The organism is Fulvivirga lutea, assembly GCF_017068455.1.
Lineage (GTDB): Bacteria > Bacteroidota > Bacteroidia > Cytophagales > Cyclobacteriaceae > Fulvivirga > Fulvivirga lutea.
The window spans coordinates 1,398,043-1,411,144 of the sequence record NZ_CP070608.1; the positions used below are offsets into that span (position 1 = coordinate 1,398,043).

The following is a 13,102-nucleotide window of genomic DNA, read 5'->3' on the forward strand; positions in this document are numbered from 1 at the left end:
CTCAATTTAAATGAAATTAATAAGAATAATTACCCTGTTTGCTATTCTCATATCACTCAATGCGTGTGATGAGGAAGAAAAAATTTATCAAACAGTTATTGTTGTCACCGATAATCAATTAAATGAGATCAGTGAAGGCACAGTAACGGTTTATGGAGGGCGAGAGGATTTCTTTTTGAAAACAAATCCAATCTCTGAACATGATTTGAGCATTAGTAACCCAATAATTATTCCAGAGTCCAAGCATGAAAATACAAATTATTGGATTGATGCTGTTAGTGGTAATTTAAATAGTTACCGATATGTTTCTTATAGTGGTGAAAGATTAGGTGCTCCGCCATTTGATAGAATGTCTGATGAATCAATCGTATCAGATGATGAGCTTTTCGAAGTATATTATCGCATTAAATTGACAAGAACCCCAACTAATATTCAATTTTTGGTTTTGAATGAGGCAATTCCTCAAGCTGATGCTCAAGTCCAACTTTACTTAACTGAAGAAGACTATAGAAATAATATTACACCTAAAAATAGTGAAGGGAATGAATTAAATATTTCATATGGTGATAAATTGCCTTCAGGTCAATTTGATGGAATAACAGATGAAGAGGGTATTGTAGTCCTTAAATACCTGGAACCTAGAAAATATTGGTTTAGAATAACCACTGAGAATGGCCTTTCCAATGACGGTGGCATTATAAGCCTTGATCAACCCTTGCCGGATGATCCGGATGTGTCTACTTCAATTACTGTAGGTGTAAATTAATATTTACAGATCACTTTCAATGTCACCTCACATGAAACGACTAGTATTCACTTTAATCTTAACAAGCAATTTTATTATATCATTAGCCCAAAACGGTAGGTATAATTTAAGGGTTGAAATAGTTGAGCTTTGTGGTTTGGGACAAACTGATGATGGTGATTACCGATATCTATTCACAGTGACTGAAGAGGGAGGATCTGTTAGGAATGGTCAATTTGGCTCATCTAACTTATATAATGGGACATGTATCACTCCTGATAATCCTACACAACCTGGAAGTAGATTACCGTATGCATTGGTTGATATAACATATGAGCACAATTCGAGCGTCACATCCCATCAAGCATTTTTTGATGTTCTAGCTTGGGAACATGATTGTAGCCCGGATTGGAGCCCGAGTGATTGTGGAGGAAATCAAGAAGATGATGATGTAAAGAGTTTCGCACAAAATATTACCTTTAATTTGAATGATGTACCTGCTGGTCAATGGCATAATCCAGTTTTAAAAGCAATACAAGATAAATACACATTCAAATACCGTTGGCGTTGGACGCCTCCTGTACCAGATACTCCTAAGCTTCCGGAGGGTGGGGTAAATAATTTATGCTCTGGTACTTCATTTACAATGGAAACAAAAAGTTATCCGGGTATTCAGTCATACAACTGGTATATCAATGTAGATAATGAACAAGTAATAACTGGCTATCAAACTAAGTTCGATCAAGCCTGTGCAGATTGGATTTATGCGAATTGTGATGGTCAACAACAATCTGCGAGAATGGCGGCAAGTACGTTTAATAATACTCTAACCCCAATCGTTGATCCAACTTCATGCGACATAGCTGATTGTTATTATGATGAACCTATTTATGGTACCAAATGGACTTCTATCGGTACATCGATATTGCCTGAAATGGATATTGTTGCACCAACCGCCACAACAAATGTCAAAGAGGTAAGGATTAAAGTAGAAGCGGTAGGTGCAAATGGCGTGAAAAGTATACCCTGGAATAATCAGTCGTCCAAATTATTCGTTTGGCCAGAAGCACCTTCATTGCATGATTATGAAAATGATATTGGTAATGATGAAATACCTACCGATATAGAAATCCAGCACTATTCTGAGCCAAGTGAAAGGCTATCTCATGGTGATTTGCAATCCATTGAAGTTTTAAATGTGTCTTGTACTAACGGTGGGGATGCAAAAATTCGCATTAAAAAAGTTACAGGTAGCGGCAAATATTATTACAATCTTAAGCATTTAAATTCAGGACAAGTATTTAATATCAATGGTGCCGATTTACCTAATAATGGAGACCCCGGTTCTGGCGGAGGTGGTGATCCCGGTGATGGCGATCCTGGAGATGGAGGTCCAGGTCCAATTAAACCAGGAACATTACAAACTCTTAATTTAACAAAGCCATCCATAGGAGATTACATAGTATTTCCTGATGATGACCCTGATGACGGAGCCGAACCCTTAGAAGCGGGTACTTACTTGCTAAGAATAGAAAATTTAGAAAGTCCTTACGAAGATCCAGATGATCCTAATCCAGTTAGAATGTGCTACAATACTTATGAAATCATAGTTAAGGAACCGGCAGCACTACCATCTATTGACACAGTTAAAAGAAATTATACAGGTTATAATGTTTCGTGCAAAGGTGAATCAGACGGAGAAGTAACCATAGAAGGTAGCGATGGTATTGGTAATTACCACTTTTATCTATATCCGGTAGACGGCTCTGAAACATTAGTAGATACAAGTGCTTATAAGTCATCACATAAGTTTACGGGTTTATCAAATATTAGTAAAGATGGCGCATATGATTACGAAGCTGAAATTGTAGATGAACAAGGATGTGTATCCAATAAAGAGCAAATTACCATTGAGGAACCACAAGAGCTTGAAATTGAGATGCCTGTTTTATCTGATAAACAAAATACGGGTTTTCAGATAAGCTGTGAAGGTGCAGGGGATGGTGAGATATCAGTTTCTGGGACTGGTGGTGCTGGAGATTATACCTACTATCTACTGAAAAAGAATACTGGAAACAATTTCGATTTAATCGATTCAAAAACTGTTGCAAGCAATCAAGCAGATAAAGGAGTTATTTTCACCCAAGATGACGATAGGGGGATAGTAATTGATGAGGGTACTTATAAAATCCAATTAGAGGATCAAAATTCATGTACCAGCGAAAGTTTGGAATTTGAAATGGACGAGCCAGATCCACCTTTAGAATTATTGGAAGTAGATAAAAGACACCCGTTATGTATCGGAGGAGATGATGGTTATCTAATTGTTAAAGGGATTGGCGGAATACCATTTAATGAAGATGGATACAAGTTTTCACTAAATGATGATATGACTGACTATAAAATTGATACAGTAGTAACATTTGATAAATTGGTCAAGGGATCCTATACTGTTTACGTTCAAGGATATAATAATTGTATTGCCTCGTTAGGTATTAACATTAATGATAATCCAAATCCCTTAAATTTGGAGGTTAGTAGTTTTGTCTCACCGCGTTGTTCTGGCATATATAACGGATCTTTTGTATTAACAGCTAGTAATTATCAGGGTAACCCTAACCTTCGATTTGAAATAATAACTCCTGATGGATCAATACTAAATTCCGGTGTTGTTACATCACCCAGCTTCGAGTTTACAAATTTGGTTGACGGTTTATACACACTAAAAGTTTTTGATTTAGCTGTTTCAAAGCCATGTGAAAAAACTATTGAAAATTATGCATTAATAAACCGTGATGACCCTTTAAAACTAGAAGCTTCTATTCAAGAACCATCTTGTAATGGCTTTAGTGATGGGGTTATAACCTACTTAGCTGAAGGTGGTGATAAACCTTATCAATTTTCTTTCGATAACGAAAACTATTTTGCAGACCTACTAAATGACGGACTGTTTGAATATACTGGTCTACCGGCCAACGTATCATCCGGATATACGCTATATGTTAGGGATGCAAATTACACAGAAGTATACCCCTCATCGTGTGTTGAATCGTTCAATCAAATATTAACAGAACCGTCATTTGTAACAATAACTGAAACAATAAGTGATGTCTCTTGCTTTGGTGGTAGTGATGGTGAATTATCTGTGGTAGTAACTGGTGGCAAACCTGCCGATGGTTACTCTTATGAATGGGTTGACTTATCTAATACTGCAGTGTTAGGTGTAGATGATAATTTGGCTTCACTAAGTGCAGGTAACTATAGAGTGAAAGTTAAAAATGGAGCCTGTCCACCTAAATTTGAATCATTTACAATTAGCGAACCTTCAGAGTTAAAGGTTCAATATGTTATTCCTTCAACTACGTCATGCACTGGAAGAAATGATGGATTTGTGACTATTGGTGCATCAGGCGGAACGCCTCCTTACCAATACACCGTAAATGGAATTACAAAACAAGTAGGCTTTTTTACGGACTTACCTGTTGGTACACATCAGGTTGAAATTAGCGATAACCAAGGGTGTAGTGCAATTGAAGAATTTGATATTGAAAATGGCATTATTATCGTTCAAATAGAATCTAGTCAGAATCTAAGCTGTTATCAATCTAACGATGGGGTAATCAAACTCAGCGCTGCAGGTGGATCTTCGCCTTACACATACTCTATTAATGGTACTGACTTTTTCAGTTATAGTGAGTTTATTAATTTGAATGCTCAGTCATATCAACTTGTCGCTAAGGATGCCACAGGTTGTACCTCAGATGTAACAGAAATTACCCTTTCACAGCCTACAGATCTCGTAATTAATCCAGTTGTTGACCGACATGCTTATTGCGATCAGGCCAATGGGCAAGTTAGTGTGGAAATAGCGGGCGGAACACCGGCTTTCGATGGTCATTATACTATTACTTTCCTGGATGGTGATTTGCAAGAGGTTAATCCCATAACCTTAAAATCTGGTACATATCAAATTATTGTATCTGATGTAAATGGCTGTTCCAAATCGGAAAGTGTAATGATTGAAAATTTACCACCTCACACCTTGAGCTATTCTATTCTAACTACACCTTATTGTGGATTACCCATAGGAAGTGCTGAAGTCTTGGTTTCAGGTGGAGTAGGTCCATTCGAGTATTCCTGGGAATCTACATCTGAGTCCACGGCTGTCTCTGAGGTTTTAAAAGCAGGAACACATACAGTGAGTGTCACCGATCAATACACGGGTTGTAATGAGTTTATAGATGTGGTCCTATCCGATGGTGAGCCTTTGACAGCAAGTCAATCAGTTATTAATGCCACTTGTAATCAAAACAATGGCGAAGCAATAGTGAATATTTCTGGCGGTGTGGAACCCTACTCTTATGAATGGATTGGGTTATCGAATCCCACTAATAATCAAACCAATCTTTTTGCAGGTAACTACACCGTTATAATTACAGATGCAGTTGGATGTACATTAAGTTATAATGTAATCATCAATAATGAAGATGGACCAACTATAGATAGTTTTTTAACTTCTTCGTCTTGGTGTGGTTTAGCAACGGGTGAAGCATCTGTGACGGTAAGTGGAGGTACCTCGCCATATATTTACCAATGGATAACAACTAATCCTGTTCAAACATCGGCAACAGCCATTAATCTATTAGCAGGTGAGCACATAGTACAAATTACGGATGCTACCGGTTGTATTGTCTCTCAATCAATTATTGTAACAGATGATGCATCATTGGAACCATCTATTGAGGTGGTTGATATTTCAAATTCTGCATGTGACTTGGCAATTGGTTCTGCATCAGTACAGATGACAGGTGGTTTACCACCCTATACTTATCAGTGGAATGACAATAGCAATTCAACCAATGCAACAGCAACTGGTCTTATTGCTGGAACATATACTGTCATTGGTACGGATAAAAAAGGCTGCCAGGTGAGTGTTAGTTTACAAGTGGTTGATGAACCTGATCCCGTGCTGAGTTTTGTTTCTAAAACCTCATCTGCATGTGGACTTTCATTAGGTACAGCTGAAGTACTAATGAGTGGAGGGGAGGAGCCCTATACATATTATTGGAATGATCCTGAAAATCAAACAACATCATTTGCTGAAAGGCTAAGTGCAGGATCTTATCAGGTATATGGCGAAGATGCCAATGGGTGCACAACTAATACTTTACAGATTAGTATTAATGACTTACCATCCATGCAAATTAATACTGTTGAAATCATACCAACTTCTTGTCATGATAGTGCCGATGGAGAGGCCATCATTGAGGTTGTTAATGCTGCAGAACCTTATTCTATTTCCTGGAACGATAATAACAGCCAGAATGATCTTCATTTAGTGAATGTTTCAGGAGGTGATTATGAAGTAACAATTATTGATAATAATGGATGTAGCCAATCACTTACTGTAACAATACCATCTCCTGAACCAATATCTATTTTAAATACTGTTTATACAGAACCATCTTGTTTTGACGGGTGCGATGGAAGCATTGAAGTTTATGCTACTGGTGGCGTGGGAGGTTATAGCTTCGAATGGTCTGACGGACAAAATGGCAATATAGCAACTGGTCTTTGTGCAGGAATACAGGAATTGACAATTCGAGATAGAAATGGTTGTGCTTTTACAACAACGTTTGATCTCGGTCAACCAGATAAAATTACTGAAACAGGAATACCCGAACATGAGATACTTTGTGAGGGGCAAACCGTCACTTTGAATCCTGGCCCTACCTGGTCAGGTCATATTTGGGAGTCCGACAATGGATTTTATTCTGAAGAAACATCTGTTACTTTATCCGACCCAGGGAATTACTATTTAAGCGTATTTTCTGAAAATAACTGCCTTGTTCAGGATACCTTCTTACTTGAGAATAGAGATGATATTTTAGAAGCACATTTCTTGATGGCTACTGAAGCTGAAGTAGGTGATACCGTTGTAATTGTAGAAATATCGTGGCCTGAACCAGATAATATCACTTGGGAAATACCATCAGCGGCAAGGGAAATTAGTTCAGGTTCATTTTTCAAAGAACTTGTTTTTGAAGAAAGTGGAAATCATTCTGTCGGACTAAATGCCACTATTGGCGAATGCGAAGATTTTTATTCTAAATCAATCAGAATTTTTGGAAGGGGTGAGTTAAGAACCAACGGTCGCTCTGCTTCAGAAGAACTAATTAAACAGTTCATCATTTATCCTAACCCTAACGATGGTGAATTTACCATTAGGGTTCTACTCTCAACGGTTGATGATGTAGAATTATCAATCGTAAGCCTTCAAAATGGTTTGATTGAGTCAAAATACTTAGGTCAAGAGGCCAATGAATATAATGTGGAATTTAATCTCCCACAATTAGTAAAAGGGGTGTATTTAGCCAATCTACGAGTGGGAAATAAAGAGAAGAATTTAAGGTTCGTTGTGAAATAATGAGAGTTTTTTTAGTTACTGTTTTTCTAGGGCTGTTTCAATTGTCCATTGCCCAAACGTATAGTGTCTTGCCATCAACAGGCTTACCAGATCTTGGGAATAGTCAGGGCACAAAATGGGGTGATATTAATAATGACGGATTACTGGATTTATTTATTTCAGGTGATGATGGGGCTTCAACACTTTATTCAGGCATCTATTTAAATAATGGTGATGATACTTTCACTGATTTGGGCGCCAATTTCCCTCAATTGAAAGGCGGTGAAATTGAATGGTTAGATGTGAATAATGATGGTTATCTGGATGTTTTTTTTACAGGTATTGATGGTGGTGGAAATGTAAATGCAGATGTTTATTTAAATAATAAAAACAATACATTCAGCGCCTTAAACTTAGAGCTACCTACGCTTAATTCAGGTGGAATTGAAGTGTCAGACTTTAATAATGATGGCAGGATAGATCTGTTTCTTTTTGGGTTAAATAATCTCGGGAATAGAGTTTCATATCTCTATTCGAATATTGGAGATAATACTTTTCAAGTAGAAACTACATCACTCCCTAATTTCTCATCCGGAGATGCAATTGCTTCCGATTTTAACAATGATGGCAAGGTTGATATTCTAATCAATGGAATAAAAAATACTGGTGAAAAAATCAGTCAGCTTTACTTAAACGAAGGAGATTTTACATTCAGTCAAAACATAACACCAATAGAAAAAATCATCTCAGGTAAATTGGCCTCTGGCGATTTTAATAATGATGGTTATGAAGATGTAGTTGTTATCGGTTTTAATAGCTCTGGTTCAAGGCTATCAAAGGTTTATCTGAATAATAGTGGCCTTGGCTTTACATTTTTGTCTACAACACTTGAAGCGATATCAGATGGCAGTGTATCAGTAATTGATGTAAATAATGATGGAGAAGCAGATATCGTGATGCATGGAATAGATGATGTTGGAAATTATAATACTCACCTATATTCAAATAATGGAGATAATACATTTACAGAAATTACGCATACCATAGATGGTAGAATTTATGGAGCAATTGCGATAGGTGATTATGATAATGATGGAGATAATGACGTATTGGCTACTGGATTTTCAGTTTTGGGTGAAGATACTGACCTCTTAGAAAATGATGCACTAGTATCAAATAATGCGCCTTCAATCCCGCTTAATCTTACTTCGGAATCAAATGATTCTACTATTCAGTTGTCATGGGATAGTTCTACAGATGCCGAAACAATTGCTGATGGATTGTACTATAATTTGAGAGTAGGTACTTCATCAGGTTCAAATGATATTTATTCGGCAAACACATTAAGTACGGGCAAAAACCAAAAGGTAATTTCATCTAATGCTTTTCATAATCTTAGCAAGACAATTAAAAACCTATATGAGGGTCAATATTACTGGTCAGTACAATCAGTTGATAATTCAGGAATGGCCTCAGCATTTTCAACTGAGGAAAACTTTATTATCTGTCATGATTTTAGCATAGGAAATGATACTACAGTGTGTGTAGGAGCACCAATACCTGTCTCAGCGGGTATAAGCGGACAACAAGTAGACTGGTATTCAGTGAATGATGGATTGTTATTAAGCAATTCAAATGATTTTGAGTATAGACCTATGGAAGCTGATAAGCTGGTAGCTGCGTGGACAAAGCCTTTGGGATGTACAGTTTACGACACAATGAATATTGAAGTCTATGCCTTACCGGATTTTTCAATTGGTAATGATAATCAACTATGTTATGGTACCACTACACAATTTGATGCCGGTAGTTCTTGGGCTAATGTTAATTGGTATTCCCCGGGCGAAGGAGAAATTCTAGCAGGATCATTTACTTATGACCATGAAACCTTAAAAAATGATACCATTATCGCCCTGGTAGAAGATATTAATGGCTGTTTAAATTATGATAGCGTCAAAATTGAGGTTATTGCCTTGCCAGATATTGAACTGGGTGCTAACACATCAATTTGTTTAAATGAAACCTTTGATTTTGATCTTGGTACTGGTTGGGATGAAACTAATTGGTACTCACCGGGCCAAGGTCTTGTGGCTACAACTACTGGAATAAGCTATCCTGTAATAGAAAAAGATACTCTCATAGCAGAAGTTTTTAATACTTCGAGGTGTGTAAAAATTGACACAATAGTTTTGGATGTATTCGACCTGCCGACTTACAACTTAGGTGAAGACGGTGAAGTGTGCCTAAATGAAGTAAAACAATTAAATGTACCTGAAGAGTACTTCAATGTAAATTGGTATTCACCCGGAGAGGGATTACTTGCAACAGATCAAAATAGTTACAACCACTTAGTTACTAAAAAAGACACCATAATATCCGAGGTTTTTAATACTGTCGGATGCGTAAAGTATGACAGTATAATTATAGACTTCATAACCTTACCGGATTTTGATTTAGGTAGCAATGAAACTATTTGTTTCGATGAGATTAAATCATTTGACTTAGGTGATTCATGGAGTGCAGTGAATTGGTATTCACCGGGCGAGGGGCTTTTAGCATCATCCTTTCAGCTCGATCATAGAGTTGAAAAAATAGATACCATCGTTGCAGAAGTCTTCAATGTATCCGGCTGTGTCCAGTACGATTCTGTTATTATTGATGTCTTCGATCTCCCAGCTGCTTCTCTGGGAGTGGATCAATCTGTATGCCTTGATCAGGTTTTGGACTTAAATATTGGTGAATGGAGTAATGTCAACTGGTACTCAAAGGTTGATGGTTTATTATTTACCGGTCTGGATTTTAGTTATCAGGTTAAGAGTACGGATGATATTATTGCAGAATTTACCAATGATAATGGCTGCACCAACTATGATACCCTACAAGTTACCAAGTTAGAATTACCTGAGATTAGCATAGCTTCGGATACTACCATTTGTTTTGGCCAAAGCTTGCCCTTAGATGCTGGCGCTAATAGAAATACAATTTCCTGGTATAATGCTGAGCTTAATTTACTCTCAACCGAGCAATTATTTGATTATGAAGTAACACAAAAGGACACTATTTCTGTGGTTGTTACTGATTTTAATGATTGTGCTAACTCAGATTCTGTAATTGTAGATGTATTTCAATTGCCTGAAGTAAACATTGGTCAGGATACCACGGTGTGCTTTGGTTCGGAGGTTTTATTGGAGGCCTCTGGAGTAACTACCAATTGGTATTCTTTTGAAGAAGGACTAATCAGTGAATCAACTAATTCATTAACAAGAAATGTTATTAATCCAGAAACCTTAATAGCAGAAGTAATTGATGCTAACAATTGTGTAAACTATGACTCTATCAATGTCAATCACTTTGAAGTACCTGAATTTACTGCTGGCGAAGATAAAGCACTTTGTAATAATGAATCTGTAACTATAGGAGGTAGCCCCACACTTGTTTCACCAATCGATGTATCTTATAAATGGCTCCCTGAGTCTGGCTTAGATGACAACTCAATTCCCAATCCACTAGCAAACCCTGATTCTTCAATAAATTACATTCTTGAAATCACAACTCAAAATAACTGTCAATTTACAGACTCTGTGTATGTAGAAGTTGATCCGAAAAGTACCGTAAATACGGGCGGTAATAGGGTCATGTGTTTTGGCGACTCGATAACACTCGGAGGTCAGCCAACAGCTACTGGAAGCACCTTGCCTTACGAGTTTATCTGGTCGGGTGATGAGTCGATTGATGATAATAATTCGTCAAATCCTAAAGTCTCACCTTCAGAATCCACCATAATTCAGCTAATAACCAAAACCGGTGGCTGTATAGTAGATACGTCTTATGTGAATGTTTTAGTTAATGCCCTTCCAACCGTGGAGGTGAGTAAAGACATTACGATAGGCTTGAATGAAACTATAACGCTCTTTGCTTCTGGGGGCATAGAATATCTTTGGTCGCCTTTTGAAGGGCTAACTTTTAATGATGTTGCCAACCCACAAGCCTCTCCTGATGAGACTACCACTTACACAGTGACAGTTACCGATGATAATGGCTGTTCAGACCAGGCCGAGGTGATTGTTCGTGTGAATTCTGAAGTATTCATTCCCAATCTTTTCACGCCTAATGGGGATGGCAACAATGATGAATTCAGGGTTTTTGGTACAGGTATTCAATCAATAATCTTACGTGTATTTGATCGATATGGGCAAGAGGTATTTATGACCGATGACCCTGATAAGAGTTGGGATGGTATGATTGCAGGTAAACAAGCAGCATCCGGAAATTATATCTGGACTGTGAGCGGCACATTCTATGATGGCAGGCCACTCACATCGTTAATCGAAAAAACGGGAATAATAAAATTAGCCAGGTAATGAGAACGAGATCGATACTCCCAATATTACTTTTAATATTAACTGCATTAAGCAGCATGGCTCAAAATGTGTCGTTCAATCAATTTGACCAATCGCCATTTACAACAAATCCTTCAATTCTGGGAATGAAAAACGAGGCATCTGTGTCCTTTTTGCATCGAACTCAACAGCTTGCTGCAGATATAAAATTCAACACAACACAATTAACAGGCAGTTATGCGCTAATAAATAAGAAAACGTTTAGGCGTAGAGGTGGTGTTGGTTTTTCAATTTTAAGAGATGCCCAAAACGGAGAGCAGGCATTTAAATTACAAGGAATAAACCTTGGTTATGCCTACAACTTACCTTTTGCTTCTAATCAGTTTGTAAGTTTTGGTCTTCAAACGGGCTATTTTCAACGTAGTATTAATTCAGATGGTTATACTACGGGTAGTCAATGGGTTAACAATATAGGGTTTGATAGAAATGCACCATTAGGCGAGACTTTCTTAGATAACCAAACCAGTTATTTTTCTATTGCGTCAGGAGCTACATGGTATGCCGAAGATGCCAGTCAAAGACAAATTTTTAGACTAGGAGTTGGAGTTGCACACCTAAATAAACCAGATATTGCCTTTACTGAAGTTGAAGATAGGTTAGATTACAGGCTTACAGGGAATGCATTTATTGCTCTTCTTAAAAATGAAAAAGTATTATACGGCCCGGAATTGCTTTATCTGTATGAAGCAAATGATGACCTCATTAGTGCTGGTTCCTCACTATCCTATTTTTTTAAGAATGACAATCCTTTAAGTGCCATTCGTTCCGGGTCTATAGATTTCAAGTCCCGATATACAATCAATAACTCTATCGTTCTTGGAATTCAGCTTACACAACCCAACTTTTCTGTAGGTTTTAGCTACGATTTTGCAGTAGGTAATAATGCAGTACTAACCACAGGCCGTAATTCATCAGAAATATTTATTTCAATCAAAAAGTCACTTGGTAATAGAAAGCAGTCAAACAAGGTCGTAATTGATAACTATTCCTTGGGGGAGGTAAGAGATTTTTATGCAAGTGACAAAGTGCGATATTTTGGTAATGAGAATAATGCACAACCATCTGATGATGCAGAAAGGCAAGATGAAGAGGAAATTAATTGGGAGGAGGAAAATTATCAATTCGAATTACGAAAGGACTTTAGCTTTGGATTTAACGAAGCTAATTTAAGTGAAGAGGCTAAGTTCTTTTTGGATGACATTATCCGACTATTAAATTCAAATGATCGCCTTTATTTAGAAGTTATTGGTCATACAGATAATGTGGGCACCAATGCTGCCAATAAAAAAGTATCGGTTGCCAGAGCTCAGGTGGTAGTAGATTATCTGGTAGAAAAAGGCATACGATCTAAAAGACTGAAAGTGACTGGAAAAGGAGCAGACGAACCACTTCTTGACAACTCCAGCGAATCCAACAGGGCTCAAAACAGACGTGTGGAATTTATCATCTATACAAAATAGTGAAGTTGATAAACCATATCGCACGGTCAATATTCAATGAGAATGTCAGGTTGAGCTTGTCGAAACCCCATTCACATTTCGAAAGGTTCAA

General features: G+C 37.4%; 4 protein-coding genes. All 4 read left to right on the forward strand.

The window, feature by feature from the left end:
• Window positions 1–10: 10 nt before the first annotated feature.
• The 4 genes from JR347_RS06450 to JR347_RS06465 are packed head-to-tail and all read left to right on the forward strand — an operon-like array spanning window position 11 to window position 13,011.
• Window positions 11–766 carry a hypothetical protein gene (locus JR347_RS06450; protein ID WP_205723231.1) on the forward strand — a complete coding sequence of 252 codons (756 nt, stop codon included), beginning with the start codon at window positions 11–13 and terminating at the stop codon, window positions 764–766.
• A gap of 31 nt (window positions 767–797) precedes the next feature.
• A complete protein-coding gene (locus tag JR347_RS06455; protein ID WP_205723232.1) occupies window positions 798–7,172 on the forward strand; it encodes a T9SS type A sorting domain-containing protein in 6,375 nt (2,124 codons plus the stop codon).
• Window positions 7,172–11,512: an FG-GAP-like repeat-containing protein gene (locus JR347_RS06460; protein WP_205723233.1), complete on the forward strand. Its 4,341-nt coding sequence runs from the start codon at window positions 7,172–7,174 to the stop codon at window positions 11,510–11,512. Before JR347_RS06455 ends, JR347_RS06460 begins: the two co-directional genes overlap by 1 nt.
• On the forward strand, window positions 11,512–13,011 hold the full coding sequence (locus JR347_RS06465; protein WP_205723234.1) for a PorP/SprF family type IX secretion system membrane protein: 1,500 nt from the start codon (window positions 11,512–11,514) through the stop codon (window positions 13,009–13,011). The genes JR347_RS06460 and JR347_RS06465 overlap by 1 nt, the downstream gene beginning before the upstream one ends.
• Window positions 13,012–13,102 lie beyond the last annotated feature (91 nt).

Bases quoted from the DNA above. Each gene is read 5' to 3' on its own strand.
- JR347_RS06465 (WP_205723234.1), top strand. From the start codon at position 11,512: ATGAGAACGAGATCGATACTCCCAATATTACTTTTAATATTAACTGCA.
- JR347_RS06455 (WP_205723232.1), top strand. From the start codon at position 798: ATGAAACGACTAGTATTCACTTTAATCTTAACAAGCAATTTTATTATA.
- JR347_RS06460 (WP_205723233.1), top strand. From the start codon at position 7,172: ATGAGAGTTTTTTTAGTTACTGTTTTTCTAGGGCTGTTTCAATTGTCC.
- JR347_RS06450 (WP_205723231.1), top strand. From the start codon at position 11: ATGAAATTAATAAGAATAATTACCCTGTTTGCTATTCTCATATCACTC.